Source organism: Pedobacter frigoris (assembly GCF_005116445.1).
Taxonomy (GTDB): domain Bacteria; phylum Bacteroidota; class Bacteroidia; order Sphingobacteriales; family Sphingobacteriaceae; genus Pedobacter; species Pedobacter frigoris.
In genome coordinates this window covers 612,475-635,719 of sequence record NZ_SWBQ01000003.1, presented here as the reverse complement: position 1 = coordinate 635,719, position 23,245 = coordinate 612,475, and the positions used below count along the sequence as shown (strand labels likewise).

The following is a 23,245-nucleotide window of genomic DNA, read 5'->3' as shown; positions in this document are numbered from 1 at the left end:
ATTTAGTTACATTTACAACTATCCTTCTGTTTTATTTTGCGACGGAACAAAACTAAAAAAGGTACTGAATGATTTCAGTACCCTTTTTAATTATAAAATTCGATCTGCTTTATTTGATTCCTTTATATAGCGAAGCACGAAGTTGAGCTACATCTTCACTTGTAATATATTCATCATAAGTCATCATCTTATCAATCGTGCCATTAGGCGTAAGTTCAATAATTCTTGTAGCAACAGATTCAGTAAGCGCATGATCTCGTGAGGTAAACAATGCTGTTCCTTTGAAATCCTTTAAGCCGTTATTTAATGCCGTAATAGATTCCAGATCCAGGTGATTCGTTGGCTCATCAAATAATAAGAGATTAGCATGTCTAAGCATCATTTGTGAGAACATGCAGCGCATTTTTTCACCACCTGATAGTACTTTAACATTTTTCAATACTTCCTCTCCTGAGAAAAGCATTCTGCCTAAAAAGCTTCTCACAAATTGCTCATCCTGGTCCGTTCCTGAATATTCACGTAACCAGTCTACCAAATTTTCATCTTTTCCTGCAAAATATGGTGTATTGTCATTCGGGATATCTGCAAGATTGATCGTCACTCCAAATTTAAATTCTCCGGTATAGTTTTTCTCTCGACCTGTCAATACATTGTAGAAAGCAGTAGTCGCTAAGCTGTTTTGAGAAAGGACAGCGATTTTATCACCTTTATTTACCATGAAGTTGATGTTTTTAAACATCACTTCACCATTTAATGTGCAGGACAGGTTTTCTACCTGAAGGATCTGATCACCCGCTTCTCTACCGAGATTGTTGAATAATATGGCTGGATATTTTCTGCTTGAAGCCTTGATTTCAGAAATATCTATCTTATCCAAAGCTTTCTTACGTGAGGTAGCTTGTTTAGACTTCGATGCATTGGCGCTAAAACGCTGAATGAATTCCTGAAGTTCTTTGACTTTCTCTTCCAATTTCTTATTCTGATCACTGCGTTGCTTCAATGCCAATTGACTTGATTCATACCAGAATGTGTAGTTACCAGAGTAAATACTCATTTTGCTAAAGTCGATATCCACAATATGCGTACAAACTGCATCCAAAAAGTGCCTGTCGTGAGATACCACCAATACGATGTTTTGGTAATCGGCAAGGAAATTTTCCAGCCATGCGATCGTATCGATGTCCAAATCGTTGGTAGGCTCATCAAGCAAAAGAATGTCTGGATTACCAAATAGTGCCTGAGCAAGTAATACACGAACTTTTTGATTACCATCAAGCTCTTTTAACTGCTTATAGTGATGTTCTTCTTTAATACCTAAGTTACTCAGCATAGTAGCTGCATTACTCTCCATATTCCAGCCATCCATCTCGGCAAACCTGTTTTCCAGTTCACCTGCACGCTCGCCGTCTTTATCTGTAAAGTCTTCTTTCAGATAAATGGCATCTTTCTCTTTCATGATGTCATACAATTCCTTGTGCCCCATCATTACAGTTTCAATCACAGTGAATTCATCAAATTCATAGTGGTTTTGTTTTAAAACTGCCATACGCTCACCAGGAGTAAATGCTACCGATCCGGTAGTTTGGTTTACTTCGCCTGAAAGAATTTTTAGAAAGGTAGACTTACCCGCTCCGTTAGCACCAATTACACCGTAGCAATTGCCCTGAGTAAATTTTAAATTAACATCCTCGAATAAGGTACGCTTTCCGTAGCGGAGTGATAGATTAGAAACTGAAATCATATTGCTGAAAAATAAGCCGCAAAGGTAGTTATAATTTACAAAAATGGTCTGATTGCCTTTTAATTTAAATCCTTTATCTTTGATAACACCAAAATTTCAATCATATGTTGATCACTATAGGCATACCCAATAAAATATTCCTTTTCGCAGGGATCATTTCAGCAGTCTATTTTGGCATTTTGTTTAGCAATGTACTTCAACATGTTGATTTTGTGCTTATCGGTGTCCTGATTGAGTTGTGTACCATTCCGATGATTCTGATTCAGTTCTGCATGATTGGCTACATACTGTACCTCACATTCATTAAAAAGCTTAAGCCTTCCATAGAGGTAGTTATCGGATTTGTTATCGCATTGGCCATTGCAAGCTATGTCGTTTATTCTTTCATGGTTAGATAGTTTTTTGAATATACCTGCCTTGGAAAAGCAAGAATTAATCAACAGACTGGATGCACCAATGAAGTTTCAGATGGTAGCGAACTCAACCGCTATTGTTGAAAGCAATGACCTGAATATACCGGATTTGCTTGAAATCACATTTCATAAGAAAAAGGAAGTAGCGTTCAGAGCTGCCTGGATGCTGGAATACGTCATGACCAATAAGCCGTCAGCATTCATCAACTATATACCAGACCTGCTTGAATTATTGCCAAGGCAGAAGAACCACTCTGCTATGCGGCATTTCACTAAAATAGTAGCTTTACTCACCGATAAAAATGCAAATGCAGACTATAAGGAAGTCGTGAAAAACATAGATTTTGAGCCTGTAATTGAAGTGCTTTTTACCTGGTTGGTAGATCCTGAAATGCTTGTGGCGGCCAAAGTTCATTGTATGCAGTCGCTGGCCAATTTGTCGCCCCGCTACGACTGGATTAAAGAGGAGTTGTTAGAAACCATTGATTATCTCGTAGATATTGAAAGCATTGCGTTTTTTGCAAGAGCTAAAATGGTAAAGAAGCAATTGAAACGAAAGGGTTAAACTTTTTAGGATGGCGGGCAAACTATTACATCCGGCAAACATTTTGATACGTGCTAAATTCTATTTTTGTTGCCATCACTAGAAGTATAAATACAGTATGGATCAGGAAATAGAAATTTTAACCCGAATTATTAAGCGCAGGCGCAGCATTTTTCCGGCCAGTTATACGCAGGAGGAAATTCCGGTCGATGTTATAAAACAGATTTTAGAGAGTGCAAACTATGCACCTACTCATAAACTTACGCAGCCCTGGCGCTTCATTGTTTTTCGCAACGACGGAAAAACGAAACTGGGAGAGGAACTGGCAAGACTATACAAACAAACTACTCCTGAACATCAGTTTTTGCAAAAGAAATACGATAGCATTCTCGAGAAAGTAAACCAATCGAGTTGCGTCATTACGCTAAATCTTGAATTACATTCAGATAAAGTGCCCGAATGGGAAGAGCTTGCCGCTTTAGCCTGTGCTGTTCAGAATATGGCATTAACTGCTGAGACATTAAACGTGGGGGCTTACTGGAGCTCTCCTGGCATGATTGCAAATCTCAATGATTATCTTAACTTAGGGGAACAGGAAAAATGTTTTGGACTGTTTTATATGGGATACCATAACGAAGAGTCTAGAGTAGCTGTTCGCGGACCCATTGAAGATAAACTAAAATGGATAGACTAATTTATGCAGCACATTAAAGAAACCTTATATAAACTTTGCCTTGAATTTATTGAGCAAAGAATTCAAACTGCTGAAACGGCTTTGGAGCAAGCCAGAGAAGCGAGTAATGACGATACCAAGAGCAGCGCTGGTGATAAGTATGAAACCAGCAGAGAAATGATGCAGCAGGATATCGATAGAAATAAAAGATTGTTATTGGATGCCCAGGAAAATCTGAGGGTGCTAATGGCGGTAGAAATTAATACTGCAAATGCCGACAGGGTTAAGCATGGAAGTCTCGTTGATACCAACCAGGGGATGTTTTACATCAGTGTCAGCGCCGGTCAGCTAAATGTAGACGGTAAAGTGATATTTGCCATCTCACCTGCCTCTCCGATAGGTAAATTATTACTGGAAAAGAAAAAAGGTGAATCTTTTACCTTCAATGATAAAAAATTCACCGTAAATGCTTTTCAATAGTGAAGAACAGTTTTTAAAAACTGTTCTTCATGCTGTTGTGTAACGTTTTAGGACTCCAGTAGCCGCTCGCAATGATTCGGCGGATGGTAAATAAAGGATCATTCTGATCACGTTTATCGGCAAGAGAGAAGGCCATTCTAAATCCTCTTTTCTTCAATTGAGGGATGCCCTGAGCATTCCACAAGCCAAAAGGATAAGCAAATTCAGTCATTTTCTTACCTGTGATCTCTTCTAGTTTCTTTGTAGGTTTATCCAATTGCTCTTCCCAGTCTTTTCCTTCGTATTTTTTAAAGTTCTTGTGGTCATAAGTATGACTTCCAATCACATTTCCTGCATCAGATAACTGTTTGATTTGATCGCTGGTCATATAGTCAACAAACTTGCCTTTTTTTCCAATAGTAACCGTCATGATAAAATAAACTGCCTTAAACCCATACTTTTTTAGGGTAGGGGCTGCTACTGTGAACTGGTCCATGTCCGTATCATCAAAAGTGAACATGATGGGTTTGCTTGGCAGCGCTGCACCGGTATTTAAATAAGCATATAGCTGATCCGGAAGGATGGAATGATAACCACTATCTGCCAGCATTTTGATTTGATCTTTAAAATTTTGTACTTCAACAATGTAATCCTTGCCTACTTTCCCGTCGGTAGGTTTCCAGTTGCGTACCTGATGGTAACATAAGATTGGAACCTGCTTTCTTGCCAGGATGGTTTTGGCATCGGCTACCTTTATCTTACTGACATCAACTTTTTCCGCAGCTGTTTCTGCGGGGGTCGTTTGTTCAGTACTGTCTCTTTGAATGGAAGTATCGGTATTTGTTTGGGATTTAGACTGACATCCGGCTGCAAAAATAGCAACCGCAGTTAATAAGGGTAAAAAATGTTGTTTCATGTGCAAGTATTTGATACAAAACTATAAAAACACCTGATATATTGTTGCATTAGCTAACATATTTATTACAAATAAAACCAGCTCTCTTTGTTATTAATCAATAATTTAGTCGGCTTAATTAAAACACAAATGAATAGACTTTACATTTTATTTTTATTAATGCTCTTTGCATGTTTTAATGCAACTGCTCAAACTAAAACATTAACCATTACAGAAGCTATTGCACCTGCTCCAAAGGCAAACTATCAGCTGGCTTCTCGATTTTCGCCAAACAAATTGAGGAAGATCATTTATTCAACTGCCGTAGATCCTCATTGGCTAAAGTTGAGTAACCGCTTTTGGTACGTATATGAAACGCCAAACGGTAAAGAATGGTATATGGTAAACCCGGTTTCAAAGAGTAAAAGTAAAATATTTGATAACGCTAAATTGGCGGCAGATATCACTACTATTGTTCGTGATCCATTTGATGCACAGCATCTTCCATTGGAAAACCTGAAATTTTCTGCGGACGAGAAGAACATCACTTTTGAGGTGAGAAGTACTATTGATGAAGTGAAAAAAGATAGAAAAGATAAGAAGGCTGCGGATTCAATGCAGAAGAAAATCTTTTTCTTTAATTATGTAATCGCTACACAGAAGCTTACGGAGGTGCCAAATTATAGTAAACCAAAGGCCAAACCATCCTGGGGATCTGTAGCTCCTGATTCATCTGCTATTGTTTTCTCTAGAAATTATAACCTGTACTGGATGGATAAGGAAAACTATAAAAAAGCAGTTAAAAATGAAGACGATAGTACAATTGTGGAGCACCAGCTCACCAAAGACGGTGTAAAATTCTATGCGTATGGAGGTGGTGGCGATGACGATGGCGAAGAGGAGAATGAAAAGAATAAAAAGAAAAGACGTGGTGCCTGGGTCATGTGGTCTCCGGATTCTAAACATTTTGTATTAAACAGAACAGATTCACGCAAAGTAAAAGATCTTTGGGTAATTAACAGCGTGGCTTCGGGAAGACCAACATTGGAAACTTATAAATATCAGATGCCAGGGGAAAAAGAATCTCCGATTACCGAAATACTGCTGTTTAATTTTGCGTCAAAAACCTTTAAAAAGTTGAATATCTCTGCTTTTAAAGACCAGACTGTATCAGTTTGGGGAGCTCCCATGCTGAATAAAGACCGCGACAATGAATTCAGGCCTTCAATCTGGCTTGGTAACAATAATAAAATCTATTTTCAGCGCACCAGTCGTGATTTGAAACGTGTAGATGTTTGTACAGTAGAGATCAATACAAGTGCAGTAGCTCCTCTGATCGATGAGCGGTTCAACACATATGTTGAAATAAGCCGCCCCGGCATTGTAAATGACGGTAACGAAATCATTCACTGGTCTGAACGCGATGGATGGGCCCATTTTTACCTGTTCGATGGTAAGGGGAAATTGAAGAATCAGATTACCAAGGGTGAATTCCATTGTGAAAGCATTGTGAATATCGATCAAAAGAACCGTGTACTTTATTTTACTGCGAACGGAAGAGAAGCTAAAGAAGATCCTTACTACCTACATTTATACCGCATTAATTTTGATGGTTCGGGGATGAAGTTGTTGAATCCTGGTGATTTCGATCATGCTGTGAGCATGGATGATGACAATAAGTTTTTTGTAAATAACTTTTCGAGAGTGAATACGGTTCCAAAATCCCAGCTTATGGATAACAATGGTAGGGTAGTGATGAACCTGGAAACAGCAGATCTTTCTCTATTAATGACTACAGGATATAAGTTTCCTGAGCCCTTTAAAGTAAAAGCTGATGATGGAATTACGGATATCTATGGCGTAATGTATAAGCCATTTGATTTTGATCCCAATAAGAAATATCCAATTATAGAGTATGTATATCCTGGTCCTCAAACAGAGGCTGTAAATAAATCATTCAGCAGGAGCATGGACAGAACGGAAAGGCTGGCACAGTTTGGTTATATAGTTATTACTGTAGGTAACCGTGGAGGTAACCCTGCACGTTCTAAATGGTACCATACTTTCGGATATGGAAATTTACGTGACTATGGATTGGCAGATAAAAAAGCTGCAGTAGAGCAATTGGCAGATAGGTATTCATTCATTGATGCCAAAAGAGTAGGTATAACCGGTCACTCGGGAGGTGGATTTATGTCGACGGCAGCAATGTTGGTTTACCCTGATTTCTTCAAAGCAGCAGTTTCTAATGCTGGAAATCATGATAACAGCATTTACAACAGATGGTGGAGTGAAAAACATCATGGGATCAAAGAGGTGGTGACTGCAAAAGGGGATACCACTTTCACATACAGCATTGATAAAAATCCTGATTTGGCCAAGAATCTTAAAGGTCACCTGATGCTGATGCACGGCGATGTGGACAATAATGTGCATCCTGCAAATACGATAAGGGTTGCCAATGCTTTAATGAAAGCGGGTAAAAGATTTGAGCTGGTCATGGTTCCTGGGCAGCGTCATGCTTTCGGAGATCTAACAGAATACACCTTCTGGAAACTGGCTGACCACTTTAATAAATACCTGATCGGAGATTTCTCACAATCTGAAGAGGTGAGCATCCTGGAGATGGATAGAGAAGTCGAGCGAAAAAGATAATGAAAATAGAAAAGGCCCTGGTATCATCCAGGGCTTTTTTTGTAAATAGCCTAAAAAAAATTATATTCATAAAACCTTTATACCCCTCTAAAACGTTATTAGCATATGAGATTATCAATAGAACGAAAACCGGTTAAAGTTTATCCAGACCCAAAAAGAGTAATAGCGAGATTTTTTTTCAATGGAGAGGAGCGGGCAGTAGAGGTCGTAAAGCATGTAATGAACCTTTCAGATGAAGATGTATTTGGTCTGATTTCTCCCTTATTGCAGGAATACTCAAAGAGACACAGGAATATAACTAAGATATTGATCCGTCACAGCAAGAAGATCAGGAACTGTGTAGAGCGTGCAGGATTTGATTTCGATGACATCGATAAATATCGGAAGTTACTGCTAGGGTCTTATTTTACACATGAGTATTCTATTGAATCCGCTGCGTTTTTCAATCCTTCGGTAGTAGAAGATCCGGATCAATCAGACTTAGTAGAGGGCGAAAGAAGATTGATTCTCAGCTTCAGAGCTGTAGGTGAAGGACACATTTCCTCTGTAGTCTTCAGACGGGCACTAATTGATCGTCATAATGACATTACGGTTATCCCTGCTGGTAATTATATAGATGAGGCAGAAGTAATTAAAAATGCTGTATATAATAAGAAGTTGTTCCTTAAAAAAGCCGCAGACTCAAAAATAGATATAGAGGTATTGGATGAGGTGGGCACCAAGCTTCAGGATAAGTTTGACTATGCTACACTTCGGAAAGTTATTCTCGACGGTAAAAACCTTCAGGAAAACGACCTTAGCAAGCTTGAATATGATAAGATATTGTGGTTATCTGATACTTACCATGAGATCAGTTTTTCAAGAGACACAGACATTTCAGACCGTGTTATCTTTCCGATTTCAGAATTTGAACGTAAAGGAATAGAGGATGCAAGGTTTGTACGCTTTGTAAAGGACGATGGTTCTGTAATTTATTATGCAACTTATACCGCTTTCGATGGAGCGATGATTATGCCTAAGCTACTTCAAACGACGGATTTTTATGATTTTAAGATTAGTCCGCTTCATGGAATAGGAGCACAGAATAAAAACCTGGCATTATTTCCCCGAAAGATTGGCGGCAAATATGTGATGATGTCCAGGATCGACGGGTTTAATAATTACCTGATGTATTCTGATAAACTGACCGTGTGGGACAATCCGGTGATGCTGCAAGAACCAAAGTTCCCATGGGAATTTATACAAATTGGTAATTGTGGTTCGCCCATCGAGACGGCAGAAGGCTGGCTGATGATTACGCATGGCGTCGGTCCGATGCGCCGATATTGCCTTGGTGCAAGTCTCTTTGATCTTGATGACCCTTCTATTGAAATAGGTAGGTTAAGTGAACCTCTGGTTATTCCAAATACAGACGAAAGAGAGGGTTATGTGCCCAATGTACTTTACTCTTGCGGAGCTATCGTGCACAATGATTTACTGGTGATTCCTTATGGCTTGTCTGATTATTGCTCATCCTTTGCAACAGTAAACCTAGAGTTGTTATTGAATAAACTCAAAGGAGATAAAGCCTGACGCGGTTTATTCAGGATAATTTTCGATCTACTTATTTAAAATCTGATGGTAGAGGGCTAAATAGTCTTCTGCCATTTTTTTTGCTGAAAATTTAGCAATAGCATGTTCCCTACATTTCTTCCTGTTGATTCCGGGAAGCAGCATTTTTATAGCCTGAACTGCCTGTTCAATATCTTTTACCAGAAAACCCGTTTTCTTGTCAATGATCAGTTCAGGCATTGAACCTTTGTTGAAGGCGATTACAGGGGTTCCGCAAGTCATTGCCTCCGCTACACTGAGACCAAACGGTTCTTCAAAATTAATAGGGTGTAATAAAGCCGCTGCTTTTCCTAACAATTCATTGCGTTCTTCAGGGCCGGCCGCACCTAAAAATTCTACAGATTTTCCCAAAAAAGGCTCCACTCTTTCGAGGTAATAACGTTCGTCCTGGATGATACCGGCAATTAACAACCTTTTTCCGGTTTTTAACGCAATTTCAATCGCTTCGGCTGTGCCCTTATCGGGGTGAATCCTGCCAAAAAATAGTAAATAATCTTCCGGCTGCGCAACGAAGTCAAACTCTGCTGTAACTATTCCATTATATACCGTGGCAAGGTAATCCAGTTCGGAATGGCGATCTGAATTACTGATTGAAACATAATGGGTATTTCTGTTGTATTTTTTGTAAACAGGAACGATCTTTTCAGATGAAAACCCATGTATAGTTGTGATCATGGGTTTATCAACCAATTTAGAATAAGTAAGGGGGAGGAAATCAAAATGATTGTGGATCAGGTCGAACTCAGCCGCTTTTTCCATCAAGTTACTGATATGAAGGCATTCTGCCACTTTTGCGTCAACCGACTTGTCTTCTTCATATCCCTGCGCTATAACCGCATCCAGAGATCCGGCGGTCACCGAATCTCCGGTAGCAAATAAAGTCACTTCTATTCCTGCTTTTACCAGTTCCTCCGTTAAATTAGAGGCCATTTGTTCCCAGGGCCCATAATGTCGGGGAGGGGTTCTCCAGGCTATTGGTGCCAATACCGCGATTTTCATAGTAAACTGGCTTTAAAATTCCTGTTTCTGTGCTGCTGTCAAGTCGCTGCTTTGTATGAATTGATATTCTGATTCCAGGGCTTTTAAAACGATAAGATGGGAAATCCAATAGGCCAGTGTACTTTCAGCTCCCTGATTACGGTTGATGCCAAATTCCTGCAAACCATCACCACATCCCTTGGTTTCATAATCAAATAAGGGTAATCTCAAGCTGTTCTCACCTAAAAACCACTGGTAACTAAGGTACATTTGTTTGATGTAAACCAGGTCATGTGTGATTTCGTAGGCTTTAAAATACATCAGCACCATGGCCATGGTTTCAATGGCCTGCTGGTCATATATCGCCATTTCCCCACTATCTCTGTACAGCCACCCATCATTACCAACAGGGTTAAGGTACCCTTTGATTAGTGTTTTTTGAGTGAGGTACTCCATGCTTTCCAAAGCAATGTCCATAGACTCCTGATCTTTGGTGATTTCATAATGGCACAATAAAGCAAGTGGCAATATGGCATTGTCATAAGTCATCTTTTCTTCAAACCAATGCCAGTGACCTTCTTTGTTAGCTTTATAAGCATCTTTTAAAGGGGTTGCCAATTGATCAAACTGATTTCTTATATGTTCATCATAAGGATGTGCTTTCATGAAATTCGACAGCCCAATCATGGTGTTGGCAATTCCGCGTAAATGTTTCAGTTGTGCAAAGTGAGGAACCGACTTCAAGAACAGGTCTTTCGCAAATTCTCTGTAAGAATTATTGGGCGCATTCTTGATCAGATAACCCAATGACCATATCGTTCTGCCAAAAGAATCCTCTGAACCAACCTCGTCCAGATACTCACGTTTAAAACTCAGGAAATTTCTAAAATTTCCATCCTCCAGTTGCATATATTGAATGTAGCTCAGGTAAATCGGCAATAGTTCTAAAGCAACTTTGCTTTTATTTTGTTGATACGCCAGAATGGTCAGTATTAGTGCTCTGGAGTTGTCATCCAGGCAGTAACCCTCTTTCAGGTTGGGAATCCCATATTTAGCATGTTGTACGATGCCTGTATCGTCAGTAAGCCGCTGAATGTGTGCCAGACTAAAAGTAGGCATCATGTCTGGATCGATAATAGGTTTGCCACCTTGCTCATTTTCAGATAAGAACTTCGCAATGGCTTCGTCAAGTACATCCACGAATACCTCACCGGTAGTCGGCCACCGCAAATGCAGTCCGTATTCAAATGCATTCGATTTAAGTTGCTGGAGTTTATTTTTATCAGCAAATAATTCATTGACAATATTTGCGAGGCTTTCCGAATCTTTAAAATCAAATAACCGGCCTCTATTATCAGCCAGAAGTTCCTGTGCGTGCCAGTATGGAGTAGAGATGACTGCTGCACCAGCTCCGATGGCATATGATAAAGTCCCGCTGGTGATCTGTGCTTCGTTTAAGTATGGCGTGATGTACATATCGCACGCCGTCAGATAGTCATGAAGTTCCTCTTCGGATACAAACTTGTTGACAAACGTAATATTGTCTTCTACATTTAGTTTTCGCGCCAGCCTTTTCAGACTATCTCTATATTCCTCTCCGGAATTCCTGATTACCCCGGGGTGTGTCGTGCCTAAAATGACATACATCACATCAGGGTTTTGAGCAACGATCTTCGGTAGCGCTTCTATCACTGTCTCCAGTCCTTTATTACGGCTGATTAGACCAAACGTAAATAATACTTTTTTCCCTTTAAAAGCGAGTGATTGCCTAACCGGATTGTCTGTTTTGGGTTCCAGATCGGGAACTCCATGTTCAATCAATTGTATCTTTTCGAAGGGAATACCGTAGATACTGGTTAGAAAACCTACCGCACGGTGGCTCATCACTACAATTCTCGATGAATGCTTGGCAACTTCCCTAAGTACAGTAAGCTGCATGTAGTTGGGATCTTTTAATATCGTGTGAAAGATGGTGATTAACGGCTTTTGAAGACGAGCTATAAAAGGAAGGATATAAACCCCGTTTTCACCGCCAAAAATGCCATATTCGTGCTCCAGTATACAGGCATCTGCCAGACTGGTATTGATGTAGTCTGCCGCACGGATATAATCTTTTTGGTTTTCCTGTCTGATGATATATTTAACTTCTCTAGGATATTCATATTCATCCAAAGATTCGGTATCATTCATTGCTACCACAAAACTATCTTCAGATACAGCATTTTTATTATAACCAATCGCTTTTAATAGATTTTGATTAAACGTCGCAATACCACACTCACGTGGCGGGTAAGAAGAAATATAAGCAATTTTCATTTGATCTGTAAATTATAATAATTGAAACTATACAGAATAACAACCATAAGCCCATAATGTTCTCCTGGAATTGGTTTTATTCAGGTAATTTTGTCTTTTGTTAAACAAAATCCGGTATTTGAAACAGGTTTGTTTGAAATATCTTCAGAATGGATTAACTGAATACCTACCTTTGCGGTTTAATAACAATTGTCCAATGGATTCTACCTCTGCTACGCGAAACACAGTCGAAAAAACTGTATTTCCTATACTTTTCGCAATCAGTTTTTCTCATCTTTTAAACGATACTATCCAGTCGCTAATCCCGGCAATTTACCCGGTGGTCAAAGACTCCTATCACCTTACCTTTACACAGATCGGTCTAATCACGCTTACCTTTCAGATGGCTGCCTCTCTTTTTCAGCCTTTTGTGGGTTTATATACCGATAAAAATCCCCAACCTTATTCACTCGCTGTAGGTATGGGTTTTACATTACTCGGACTGGTCACTTTGTCACAATCCACGGGATTTTACATGATGCTGATCTCGGTTGCTCTCGTCGGTACGGGATCATCCATTTTTCATCCTGAAGCTTCAAGGATGGCACACGCTGCTTCTGGCGGCCGGCGAGGCCTTGCACAGTCTATTTTTCAACTTGGTGGAAATTTTGGGAGTTCACTAGGACCTCTATTGGCAGCCTGGATCATTGTACCTTATGGGCAAGGCAGCGTAATCTGGTTTTCGGTCATTGCCCTCATTGCAATTTTAATATTGAGCAGGGTGGGCAATTGGTACAAAGGCTATATGGTTACTAAAGCGCAGCAAAAAGGTAAAACACAAAGCGTTGTCAATACTTTCTCGAGAAAGAAAGTTGTATTTGCCGTGATCATCCTGCTGATCCTGATTTTCTCCAAGTATTTTTACATGGCCAGCCTTACGAGTTACTTTACGTTCTATGTAATTCATAAGTTCAATGTTTCTGTACAGGCTTCACAGATTTATCTGTTTGTCTTTCTGGTATCAGTTGCCGCAGGAACTCTGGTAGGTGGACCTGTGGGAGACAGGTTTGGGCGTAAATATGTCATTTGGTTCTCTATTTTAGGGACTGCACCTTTTGCGCTGTTATTGCCCTATGCGAATCTATTCTGGACGGGTGTATTGATTGTACCAATAGGGATGATTTTAGCTTCTGCATTTTCGGCGATCCTGGTGTATGCCCAGGAATTGATACCGGGAAAAGTAGGTTTAGTGGCGGGACTATTCTTTGGTTTTGCTTTTGGGATGGGAGGCATTGGCTCAGCTCTACTGGGCAAACTGGCCGATAGCACCAGTATCGAATATGTGTTTCATATCTGTTCATTCCTGCCTTTGATCGGGATGTTAACTGCGTTTCTACCGAACATAGAAACGAGAAAGAAATAACCTTTTAGGCATTAAATCCGTCATCTCGAGCATAGCGAGAGATGACGGTACTTATTAATCGTGTACGAACGGTGCTAATTATGCTTCTTCATTCGCATTCAAAAACACAAACTTATGATCAAACATGTCCAGCTTAATCTTGCTGTCCTTATTCACTTTTCCAGAAAGAATCTCTTTTGAAAGCTCATTCAGAATTCGCTTTTGTATCACACGCTTTAACGGTCTTGCTCCAAATTGCGGGTCATAACCCAATTCTGCCAGCCAATCCAATGCTTCTTCAGAAGCTTCAATTTCTATTCCCATATCTGCAAGTGTTTCCTGCACATGTCTGAATTGCAAGGTTACAATATCTCTAAGCTCATTACGGTTCAATGGCGTAAACATGATCAGCTCATCAATCCTGTTTAAAAATTCTGGTCTGATCGTCTGTTTCAGCAGTTCAAACAATTCATTTTTTGTCTTCGCAATCACTTCATCGCGATTTTCATCACTAAGTGCTTTAAAGTTATCCTGTATCAAGTGCGATCCGATATTCGAAGTCATAATGATGATCGTGTTTTTAAAGTTCACCACACGGCCTTTATTATCAGTCAACCTTCCATCGTCCAAAACTTGTAATAGAATGTTAAATACATCCGGATGTGCTTTCTCAATCTCGTCCAATAAGATCACAGAATAGGGCTTTCTACGTACCGCCTCCGTTAATTGTCCGCCTTCATCATAGCCCACATATCCCGGAGGAGCCCCGATCAGACGCGAAACAGCATGTCGTTCCTGGTACTCACTCATATCTATGCGAGTCATTGCGTTCTCATCATTAAAAAGAAACTCCGCTAGTGCTTTGGCTAATTCTGTTTTACCAACTCCGGTAGTCCCCAGGAAAATAAAAGATCCGATAGGTTTACGTTTGTCCTGCAAACCTGCTCTGGAACGGCGAATGGCATCAGAGATAGCTTCGATGGCTTCATCTTGTCCGGCAACACGTTTGTGTAATTCATTTTCCAGGTTCAATAATTTCTCGCGTTCACTTGAAACCAGTTTAGTCACCGGAATGCCGGTCCACCTGCCCACCACACCTGCAATATCATCTGCAGTAACTTCTTCTTTCAGCATACGGCTTTCGCTTTGCAGACCCTCCAGCTGAAGTTTTAGCTTCTCCACATTATCCTGCGCTTCCTTGATCTTGCCATAACGAATCTCAGCAACTTTTCCATAGTCTCCCGCACGTTCTGCCTGATCGGCTTCCAGTTTGTAGTTTTCTACCTGTTCCAGTTCATTATTTATATTATCTACCAGGTCTTTTTCTCCCTGCCATTTGGCTTTGATCTCATCGCGCTCTGCCGACATATTCGCAATTTCTTCGCCCAATGATTTTACCTTTTGAGTGTCATTCTCCCGTTTGATTGCTTCACGTTCAATTTCGAGCTGCATGATCTTACGGTTCAACTCATCCACTTTCTCCGGCACGCTATCCATTTCAAGACGCAGCTTTGAAGCTGCCTCATCCATGAGATCTATGGCCTTATCCGGTAAGAAACGATCGGCAATGTATCGCTGCGACATTTCTACTGCTGCAATAATTGCTTCATCTTTGATACGCACTTTATGATGGGTTTCGTAACGCTCTTTTAATCCCCGCAGGATAGAAATGGCATCCTGAGTATCTGGTTCATCTACCATTACTTTCTGAAAGCGGCGTTCCAAAGCCTTATCTTTTTCAAGGTATTTTTGATATTCATCCAGCGTTGTGGCTCCGATTGCTCTCAGCTCGCCTCTGGCCAGGGCTGGCTTCAGTATGTTTGCTGCATCCATAGCACCTTCCCCACCACCAGCGCCGACTAGGGTGTGGATCTCATCAATAAAGAGAATAATATCCCCATCACTTTGAGTAACTTCTTTGACCACTGCTTTCAGACGTTCTTCAAATTCTCCTTTGTATTTAGCTCCTGCAATTAGTGCACCCATATCCAGAGAATAAACAGTTTTTGTTTTAAGGTTGGTAGGAATATCGCCTTTGATGATTCGGAAAGCAATACCTTCCGCAATAGCAGTTTTACCAACACCGGGTTCACCGATTAATATCGGGTTATTTTTGGTACGCCTTGACAAGATCTGAATCACTCTCCTGATTTCATCATCACGACCAATTACAGGATCCAGCTTGCCGGATTCTGCATATTCGTTTAAGTTTCTTGCGTATTTATTTAGTGCATTGTATGTTGCTTCCGCATTTTGATCGGTAACATGGTTGTCACCTCTTAAAGCAACGATCGCTTTTTTAAGGTCTTTTTCATTTACACCCTGATCTTTTAGCAGCTTTGAGGTATTGTCATTAACGGACAGGAGACCGAGCAACAGATGTTCTACGGAAACAAATTCATCTTTAAATTCTTTGAGATATGATTGCGCTTTTTGCAGAGCGGAATTGCTTCCGGAAGTCAAATAAGGACTACTGCCGCTTACTTTAGGGAATTTTGATATCTGTGTATCCAAATGCTGGTTTAAAACATTCAGATTCACATTTAATTTTTTGAGGACATAAGACACTACATTTTCATCAACAGTTAGCAAACCTTTTAACAGGTGTGCGGTCTCAATAGCCTGCTGCTGATTGCCCTGGGCTATTTCGGAAGCCTGTTGAATTGCTTCCTGGGCTTTTATAGTAAAATTGTTGAAGTTCATGGCAAGCATTAAACAAAGCAGATGCCATCTTAGTTTTATGTACAAAATCGGAAATTTTGTCTGTAGAGATCGTTTTTTTATGACTAAATTACTGGTAAATAGTGGTTTATGCTGAAAAAATGGCTCATTATCAAAAGTTCAGTTTAATTCAGGTTATTTTTACTGGAATTTACTGAGATTTTCCTTTTAGTGATGGTAAGTTTATCTATATTTTAAAAAGTTGGAGCCTATTGATAAGTTATTGGGCAAAAATAGCAGCTAAAAATCGGGGTAAAACCTTTACGGTTTGGGGTTTTGCCGGGATAATCACGTTTTGTGCTTTCAAATACTATTTTGCAGCAAACCGCGTATAAACCATTGTTTCAAAGTTTTTTTAGCTAAAAAAAGTAGAATTGTGGTAATCTGACTTTTGGCAACTGATTTGATAATAACTATCCACGTCAAAGATTGAATGAAGTATAATAATGTATTGTTTATCATATGAATGAAGCATGCGCTCGTGAGCTCGGTAAGGAAAAGCTCGAGGAATTAACAGCCCATTTGCAATCCCTCATTACTTCACTAGAAGATATCGTATTTGAAATCGATGGTAATCAAACCTTTAGACATGTATGGACATCTGATGAGCGCATGCTTTTTATGCCGAAAGAGGCATTTCTCGGTAAAACAATAATGGAAGTACTAGGCCCCCTTTCCGTTACCTTCAGCAACCCGGTAAATGAGGCTATTAAAACAGGTATGGTGCAGGACGTAGAATATCCGCATTTAAATCCTGAAATTAACGAATGGTTTAAAGCCAGAATAAAGCCAGTGGTAATTGCAGAAAAGCTGGAGGATTACCTGCTGGTATTGAGTATAGAAAACATCACGGAGCGCAAACTAGCCGATCTCGCCTTAGTAAAGGCAACAGAACAACTGGAAATTAGCAATGCCGCGCTGACTGAGGCTAAAAATATTGCCGAGAAGGCGTCAAAAACCAAATCGGAATTCTTGTCTGTCATGAGCCATGAAATCCGGACGCCGTTGAATGGAATCATTGGAATCGCCAACCTATTGAAATTGAACCATACGGCAGATCAAAAGGAATACATTGGCAACCTCATTTTTTCCGCAGATCATTTGATGCAACTCATCAATGATATCCTGGATTTAACGAAAATGGAGAGCGAGAAACTGGATCTGATTCATACAGAGGTTGATTTGTTAAAATTGGTGAAAAATATTAAAAATCAATTTAAATCTTTCGCCAAATCTAAAGATATTCAACTCAAGTGTGTCATTGATAGCCGCATTCCCCGTAAACTCATTGTTGACCCCATCCGTTTGAGCCAGATGCTGAATAATTTAATCAGCAATGCAATAAAATTTACGGATCATGGAAAGGTAACTCTTATATTGAAGCTGCTTTCTACGCAATCCAATCATGCACTAATACACTTTGCAGTAAAAGACACGGGCATGGGTATACCGGATGAATTACAAGAGCATGTATTTGAAAGTTTCAAACAAGTTCAGCAATCAACAAGGCGTGAACATTCAGGTACTGGTCTTGGTTTGGCCATTACACAAAAGCTAGCCGGACTCCACAACAGCAGGGTGTATTTAAAAAGTAAAGTAGAAAGGGGCTCTGAATTCCATTTTGACCTGGATTTGGAGATAGCTGCTAACCAAAGTATTGACGAATCCACAGAAGCGCCAGCCTGCTTTGTTTTTAAAGATCAGCTCGTCGGACTAAAAGTACTGCTCGTAGAGGATAACTCAATAAATTTAATGGTGGCACGGAAGCAAATGGAATATTTTGGTATTCAGGCTGATTGTGCGCATGACGGTAGAGAGGCGCTAAAGCTCATAGAAAAAAATCACTATCACGTTGCAATGTCTGATTTGCACATGCCAGGTATGGATGGTTATGAACTCGCTGAGATTATTCGCAACAAATATCAGGATATACACCCAATCATTTTTACCGCAGATATCATGGCTGCAGTGAAGCAAAAATTTGCCGCAATACAGGTATATGATATTCTTAATAAACCATTTGCACCGGAAAAAATGTTTGAAGTTTTGCTGAAGGTGGCTAAGTCGAGAGGGATTTCTCTTAACTAAGAACACATTTTGATTAGATAAAAGATATCGCCTGGCGATAGATTCTATTTAAATTTTCCGAACTTTGAGGGCTAAATGAGAGAGTTTATACGTCTGTATCTGGATGCCTATCGCGGGTTATCTACACCTGCATGGATGCTTGCATTGGTGATGCTCATCAACAGGAGCGGAGCTATGGTAATCCCCTTTTTAGGGGTTTATATGATCAATCATCTTCAGTTTACATTAGAAGACACTGGTACTATATTAAGTTGTTTTGGCATTGGAGCTGTTGCCGGATCTTTTCTTGGAGGATGGCTTACCGACAAAATAGGCCATTTTAAAGTGCAACTGACAAGTCTGATTCTCACTGTACCGATGTTTTTTCTGCTGCCTGAACTGGATAAGGTAGTTACTATGGCAATAGGTGTATTTATGCTGAGCATTATTTCTGAGACTTTCAGACCTGCAAATTCTGTTTCCATAGCTTATTACTCCAAGCCAGACAATGTGATCAGATCTTTTTCATTAAATAGAATGGCATTAAATCTGGGATTTTCTATTGGTCCGGCTTTAGGAGGGTTTTTAGCTGCGGTTTCTTATACTTTCTTGTTTTACGGAAATGCAATAGCTGCGTTTTTCTCCGCGGTATTGTTTTATATTTATTTCCGTAATCGCAAGGGGAATGAGAAAACCATAAAGGAAGAAGCGAAAGAGGAAGAGGGCGAACATGTGGATAGGTCCCCTTACAAAGATAGGCTGTTTATGCTGTTTAGCCTGCTTTGCTGTGTTTTTGCAATTTGTTTTTTTCAACTGCTAAGCACGCTCCCATTGTACTACCGAACAGTTTACCTGTTGTCTGAAGCGGAGATAGGTATCATCCTGGCCTTTAGTGGCCTGGTTGTATTTTCATTAGAAATGCTCCTTGTCCATATCGCTGAAAAGCGTTTTACATCACTGGCAATAATTGTTTGGGGAGCAATATTATGTGCAATTTCCTTCATGATTCTTAACCTTGCTCACGGGATTTGGGTGCTGTATATTGCTATGTTTGTGTTTTGTATTTCAGAAATTCTTGCTATGCCATTCATGGCAACAATCACTTTGCAAAGGTCTTCTGTTAAAAAGCGGGGCGCATATATGGGGATTAATTCGCTTTCTTTTTCTGCTGCCCATATATTTTCACCTTTTGTGGGAACAAGAATAGCGGCGGCTTATGGCTTTGATACGCTTTGGTGGGGTACTGTCGCCGCACTCATTCTTACAGCCATAGGATTTTATTTTGTCATGAAGAAAATGAGGCTTTCCAATTAAATCGCATTTTGATTTTGGCGCTTTCAACGCTCTTGTAATTGCAAGATCTGCTCAGCATGAACTGGTATTGTGCAGTAGTTTTCTTTTGCTATCCTTTTGCTATTCTTTTGCTTCTCTTTTGCTATTGTTTTGCTTTAGCAAAAAAGAAGCAATATAAAACTAATATAAAAGTAACTCCAATATACAGCACAGCTACTGTTCAAACTGACTGGTCACTTGTGCCGGAGTGCTGGAAACCACTGTCGACATTATATTACTCAAACGTTTGCATTGTAAAAAATGAAAAAACGGGCTTTTTTGATCTTAAAGATGATGAAATACTCTGTAAATCAGATAAATGTAGCGGATTAATATCTTTATAAGAAAAAATAATCATTCAAAAAATAGCTTTCCTGCGGTTTTCAGTTTGTGCGCAATCGTTTGTGTAGTGTTTTAAGAGGTGATTGATAAATCAATAGTTAATTTAGATTATCGTCTTTAAATAACACACTTAAAGATAGGGACAAAAGCCCTGGGTTATTTTATGGGTAGGCTTTTGCAGTGCGTTGATTCATAACTGTTGCGAATTCTTAATTATCCTAATATAACCTAAAACAAAAATGAAAAAACCAACCATTAAACAACTGATTACAAAAATGTTAGCATTTACGGTTTTAATTACTCTATTTTCATGTGCGAAAATACCAGTGGCAGACACAGTTAAGCAAGAAAAGCTAGCTGTTGGAACACAACAATCTGGCAGTGTGGCTTTAGTTGCAGGAGAGAATGCGGCGCCTTCACAGCATATCTTTTTTTCATTTCCTTCTGATGCTATAGCCAAAATTCACAAGATTAAAATCACGCAGTCTGCCAATACTGAATATTTTTCCGTCCATAATTACAGTGGAGGCTATGCAGGTTTACAGCAGACTCCAGATCAATCCTTCGGTACACCGAATATTCTGATTTCGTCGTTATGGGATCCTAATACCGCTGGAGGCGTTTATTCGAGGGTAGCTTATTCTGCTTCAAATACTGTAACCAGCAGATTCGGAGGAGAAGGTGACGGATGGAAGACGATCAATCCTTATCAATGGTCCTTAAATACATGGTATAACATCGCGTTACGTGCATGGAAGAGAAATGGAGAATTATTCATAGGTACATTCATCCAAAATATATCTACCGGTACCTGGTTTCATACTTCTACATTGGCAATGGTAGAAAGAACTACATTTCTCGGTTCAGGTAATGATTCCTTCCTGGAAAATTGGGTGGGTACTAATCCGAATTATGACGGAAGTTTCATTCGAAAAGCATATTTTAAAGACTGCTGGAATTTAAATACCAGTAATACCTGGCAAAAGCACTCCAGTAGGACATTCAGTGCCAATGCAAATGATGCAGGGCGAAATGGTATTTATGACCGGGCATTTAATTCAGGTTATGATGCTACAGAAGATGCATACTTTATGGAGCACGGTGGTAATGTACAGCCAAGTGCAGCTTTTGGAACCGGACGTACGCTGAGTTTACCTGTGCAAACAAATCAGGGGTCGGCACCAACACTTACTGTAGGTACTGTTAGTTCGGTTTCTGCAAGCTATACTTCGGGAACGATAAACGTTAGCTGGACTACCAATGCCACAAAAACGCCACAACTATCCTCTAAAGTAGAAATATTGAATGGATCTGGTACTGTAGTGCAGACAGTTGAAGAGGTGCTGCCACAAAAAAGAACTGCTGCAATTTCTACAACTCTTGCTGCAGGTAACTATACAGCTAGAGTAACGATTACAGATATCTTTAATCAAGTTTCGGCCGCAGTTACCGCTGCATTTACAGCTTCTGGTTCTTCTACCTGGTATAAGATTAAAAACTTCTCTAGTGGGCTATACCTTGCGATAGAAAACAACAGCACAGCAAATAACGCTTATGTAGTGCAAAGCACAAGTAGTACTAACTATGGACAGCAATGGCAGTTGAGCAGTCAGGGCGGAGCTACAGTACTGGTCAACAGAAATAGCAATAAAGCAATAGATGTAGCAGGTAGTATTCAGACTTCTGGTGTAAATTTAATTCAGTACCAGGTTACGAACAATTTAAATCAGCAATGGAACCTTGTTTCTGTTGGAAGCGGTAAATATTATATTCAAAGCAATCTATCTAATCATTATGTATTGGATAATCCCGGAAGTAGTACAACCAGTGGTACAAAGATGATATTGTATGCACTGAGCGGAGCGAGTGGAGGAAATAACCAGCAGTGGGTACTGGAGCCTCAATAACAGTCATAAAAAAAGCTGATCCTAAAAGATCAGCTTTTTTCTTATTTTAAAGGAGGGCTATTTTAAGACTTCAGTTAGCTTTTGTGTTTGATGATCAGCAAGTTTCTGCAGTGGCCCTGAGGCGAGCATTTTCATCATCATATTCAAATCAGCTGAAATGATATGTTTAGCTATGGTACCACCTTTTCCGTTATCAGCTACAGTCCATTTCAATTCCACATCAAATGGTGGTTTTTCAGTAGGGATTGCCGTAAGTTCCTGATTCTCCTTACGCTCAGAGATTCTGATCGCAAGTTTAGCCATATTTTGAATTGTGAAACTAGCTTCGTCTTCTGTTGACGACCAGTTATAAATATTCTCGGGCATTAATTGCTGATGATTATTTAAGTCGGCCAAAAAAACGTAAACTGTTTCTACGGGCAGGTTCAATTCAGTACTGCTTTCGATAACTGTCATATTATTCTTAAGTTAGTTGTTCTAATTGTTTTCCCCATTCGGAAGGGTTTCTACGCCACTGCGTTAAAAGATCTACATCTTTCTGTGCAATGAAACTATGTTCCGCTGCATATTCGATTAGCGTATTGTAATTAGATAACGTAGCGTAACGGCATTTAGCTGCAGCAAAGTTCTCGTCGGCCTGATCAAAGCCGTAGGTGAAGATGGCTACAAGACCAGCTACTGACAGTCCTGCATTTCTAAGTGCATCAACAGCCTGTAAGCTACTTTTTCCTGTCGAGATGAGGTCTTCTATTACTACTACACGCTGCCCTTCTACAATTTCTCCTTCAATCAGACTTCCTGTACCATGTTCTTTTGCTTTTGATCTTACATAAGCAAATGGCAGTCCCAGTTCCTGAGCTACTAAAGCGCCCTGAGGGATGCCGGCTGTTGCAACACCAGCAATTAAGTCTACTGAGCCAAATTCTTCCTGAATCAGTTGACTAAGTTTCTGTCTGATATAGGTTCTAACCGAAGGATGGGAAAGGGTGATCCTATTGTCACAGTAAATAGGAGATTTCCAACCAGAAGCCCATGTAAATGGATTATTAGGTTGTAACTTTATTGCTTTTATTTGTAATAAAAATTCAGCTACCTTTAATTCAATATCACTTTTATTATACATGGCCTAAAATTACGTATTAATGATTCATAAAACAGAAGCCCCAAATATCGCTAAATAATAGCACTCTAAAAAGTATAATTTGAAATG

17 protein-coding genes are annotated in these 23,245 nt (G+C 39.7%); 10 read left to right on the top strand and 7 right to left on the bottom strand.

What is annotated here, in order from left to right:
* Nucleotides 1-109: 109 nt before the first annotated feature.
* On the bottom strand, nt 110-1,741 hold the full coding sequence (locus FA047_RS13555; RefSeq protein WP_136836592.1) for an ABC-F family ATP-binding cassette domain-containing protein: 1,632 nt from the start codon (nt 1,739-1,741) through the stop codon (nt 110-112).
* Nucleotides 1,742-1,845: 104 nt separating this feature from the next.
* Between FA047_RS13555 and FA047_RS13550 the strand changes: the two genes are divergently transcribed.
* The 4 genes from FA047_RS13550 to FA047_RS13535 all read left to right on the top strand — a co-directional run bounded on the left by FA047_RS13550 (nt 1,846) and on the right by FA047_RS13535 (nt 3,851).
* Complete coding sequence (locus tag FA047_RS13550) at nt 1,846-2,139, top strand: hypothetical protein (protein WP_136836591.1); 294 nt, start codon at nt 1,846-1,848, stop codon at nt 2,137-2,139.
* A gap of 19 nt (nt 2,140-2,158) precedes the next feature.
* Entirely contained in the window at nt 2,159-2,719 is a 561-nt protein-coding gene (locus FA047_RS13545; protein ID WP_136836590.1) for a hypothetical protein, read from the top strand.
* A gap of 97 nt (nt 2,720-2,816) precedes the next feature.
* The gene (locus FA047_RS13540; protein WP_136836589.1) at nt 2,817-3,392 is read left to right on the top strand and encodes a nitroreductase family protein; all 576 of its coding nucleotides are present in this window, start codon (nt 2,817-2,819) and stop codon (nt 3,390-3,392) included.
* A gap of 3 nt (nt 3,393-3,395) precedes the next feature.
* Nucleotides 3,396-3,851, top strand: coding sequence for a 3-oxoacyl-ACP synthase (locus FA047_RS13535; protein ID WP_136836588.1), 456 nt, complete (start codon nt 3,396-3,398; stop codon nt 3,849-3,851).
* A 13-nt stretch (nt 3,852-3,864) separates the two neighbouring features.
* Here the strand turns inward: FA047_RS13535 and FA047_RS13530 are convergent, their stop codons facing one another.
* Nucleotides 3,865-4,746 carry a polysaccharide deacetylase family protein gene (locus tag FA047_RS13530; protein ID WP_136836587.1) on the bottom strand — a complete coding sequence of 294 codons (882 nt, stop codon included), beginning with the start codon at nt 4,744-4,746 and terminating at the stop codon, nt 3,865-3,867.
* A 129-nt stretch (nt 4,747-4,875) separates the two neighbouring features.
* On the opposite strand from FA047_RS13530, the gene FA047_RS13525 reads away from it, so the two are divergent.
* Complete coding sequence (locus tag FA047_RS13525) at nt 4,876-7,380, top strand: S9 family peptidase (RefSeq protein ID WP_136836586.1); 2,505 nt, start codon at nt 4,876-4,878, stop codon at nt 7,378-7,380.
* 105 nt (nt 7,381-7,485) lie between these two features.
* On the top strand, nt 7,486-8,952 hold the full coding sequence (locus tag FA047_RS13520; protein ID WP_136836585.1) for a glycoside hydrolase family 130 protein: 1,467 nt from the start codon (nt 7,486-7,488) through the stop codon (nt 8,950-8,952).
* A 27-nt stretch (nt 8,953-8,979) separates the two neighbouring features.
* Here FA047_RS13520 and FA047_RS13515 read toward each other — a convergent pair whose 3' ends face one another.
* Entirely contained in the window at nt 8,980-9,990 is a 1,011-nt protein-coding gene (locus tag FA047_RS13515; RefSeq protein WP_136836584.1) for a glycosyltransferase family 4 protein, read from the bottom strand.
* 12 nt (nt 9,991-10,002) lie between these two features.
* Nucleotides 10,003-12,285 carry a glycosyltransferase family 4 protein gene (locus FA047_RS13510; protein WP_136836583.1) on the bottom strand — a complete coding sequence of 761 codons (2,283 nt, stop codon included), beginning with the start codon at nt 12,283-12,285 and terminating at the stop codon, nt 10,003-10,005.
* Nucleotides 12,286-12,481: 196 nt separating this feature from the next.
* On the opposite strand from FA047_RS13510, the gene FA047_RS13505 reads away from it, so the two are divergent.
* Nucleotides 12,482-13,687 carry an MFS transporter gene (locus FA047_RS13505; protein ID WP_136836582.1) on the top strand — a complete coding sequence of 402 codons (1,206 nt, stop codon included), beginning with the start codon at nt 12,482-12,484 and terminating at the stop codon, nt 13,685-13,687.
* A gap of 78 nt (nt 13,688-13,765) precedes the next feature.
* Here the strand turns inward: FA047_RS13505 and clpB are convergent, their stop codons facing one another.
* Entirely contained in the window at nt 13,766-16,369 is a 2,604-nt protein-coding gene (gene clpB, locus FA047_RS13500) for an ATP-dependent chaperone ClpB (RefSeq protein WP_136836581.1), read from the bottom strand.
* Between the two features lie 480 nt (nt 16,370-16,849).
* On the opposite strand from clpB, the gene FA047_RS13495 reads away from it, so the two are divergent.
* From FA047_RS13495 to FA047_RS13485, 3 genes are all read left to right on the top strand, one after another.
* Complete coding sequence (locus FA047_RS13495) at nt 16,850-18,475, top strand: ATP-binding protein (RefSeq protein ID WP_136836580.1); 1,626 nt, start codon at nt 16,850-16,852, stop codon at nt 18,473-18,475.
* A 75-nt stretch (nt 18,476-18,550) separates the two neighbouring features.
* Nucleotides 18,551-19,768 (top strand): MFS transporter, encoded by a 1,218-nt coding sequence (locus FA047_RS13490; RefSeq protein ID WP_136836579.1) that lies wholly within the window; start codon nt 18,551-18,553, stop codon nt 19,766-19,768.
* A gap of 599 nt (nt 19,769-20,367) precedes the next feature.
* A complete protein-coding gene (locus tag FA047_RS13485) occupies nt 20,368-22,035 on the top strand; it encodes a DUF3472 domain-containing protein (RefSeq protein ID WP_136836578.1) in 1,668 nt (555 codons plus the stop codon).
* A gap of 57 nt (nt 22,036-22,092) precedes the next feature.
* Here the strand turns inward: FA047_RS13485 and FA047_RS13480 are convergent, their stop codons facing one another.
* Together FA047_RS13480 and pyrE are read right to left on the bottom strand one after the other, a co-directional pair.
* Nucleotides 22,093-22,491, bottom strand: coding sequence for an SRPBCC family protein (locus FA047_RS13480; RefSeq protein WP_136836577.1), 399 nt, complete (start codon nt 22,489-22,491; stop codon nt 22,093-22,095).
* Between the two features lie 7 nt (nt 22,492-22,498).
* Complete coding sequence (pyrE, locus tag FA047_RS13475; RefSeq protein ID WP_136836576.1) at nt 22,499-23,158, bottom strand: orotate phosphoribosyltransferase; 660 nt, start codon at nt 23,156-23,158, stop codon at nt 22,499-22,501.
* Nucleotides 23,159-23,245: the final 87 nt, after the last annotated feature.

Bases quoted from the DNA above. Each gene is read 5' to 3' on its own strand.
- FA047_RS13555 (WP_136836592.1), bottom strand. From the start codon at position 1,741: ATGATTTCAGTTTCTAATCTATCACTCCGCTACGGAAAGCGTACCTTA.
- FA047_RS13550 (WP_136836591.1), top strand. From the start codon at position 1,846: ATGTTGATCACTATAGGCATACCCAATAAAATATTCCTTTTCGCAGGG.
- FA047_RS13540 (WP_136836589.1), top strand. From the start codon at position 2,817: ATGGATCAGGAAATAGAAATTTTAACCCGAATTATTAAGCGCAGGCGC.
- FA047_RS13535 (WP_136836588.1), top strand. From the start codon at position 3,396: ATGCAGCACATTAAAGAAACCTTATATAAACTTTGCCTTGAATTTATT.
- FA047_RS13530 (WP_136836587.1), bottom strand. From the start codon at position 4,746: ATGAAACAACATTTTTTACCCTTATTAACTGCGGTTGCTATTTTTGCA.
- FA047_RS13525 (WP_136836586.1), top strand. From the start codon at position 4,876: ATGAATAGACTTTACATTTTATTTTTATTAATGCTCTTTGCATGTTTT.
- FA047_RS13520 (WP_136836585.1), top strand. From the start codon at position 7,486: ATGAGATTATCAATAGAACGAAAACCGGTTAAAGTTTATCCAGACCCA.
- FA047_RS13515 (WP_136836584.1), bottom strand. From the start codon at position 9,990: ATGAAAATCGCGGTATTGGCACCAATAGCCTGGAGAACCCCTCCCCGA.
- FA047_RS13510 (WP_136836583.1), bottom strand. From the start codon at position 12,285: ATGAAAATTGCTTATATTTCTTCTTACCCGCCACGTGAGTGTGGTATT.
- FA047_RS13505 (WP_136836582.1), top strand. From the start codon at position 12,482: ATGGATTCTACCTCTGCTACGCGAAACACAGTCGAAAAAACTGTATTT.
- clpB (WP_136836581.1), bottom strand. From the start codon at position 16,369: ATGAACTTCAACAATTTTACTATAAAAGCCCAGGAAGCAATTCAACAG.
- FA047_RS13495 (WP_136836580.1), top strand. From the start codon at position 16,850: ATGAATGAAGCATGCGCTCGTGAGCTCGGTAAGGAAAAGCTCGAGGAA.
- FA047_RS13490 (WP_136836579.1), top strand. From the start codon at position 18,551: ATGAGAGAGTTTATACGTCTGTATCTGGATGCCTATCGCGGGTTATCT.
- FA047_RS13485 (WP_136836578.1), top strand. From the start codon at position 20,368: ATGAAAAAACCAACCATTAAACAACTGATTACAAAAATGTTAGCATTT.
- FA047_RS13480 (WP_136836577.1), bottom strand. From the start codon at position 22,491: ATGACAGTTATCGAAAGCAGTACTGAATTGAACCTGCCCGTAGAAACA.
- pyrE (WP_136836576.1), bottom strand. From the start codon at position 23,158: ATGTATAATAAAAGTGATATTGAATTAAAGGTAGCTGAATTTTTATTA.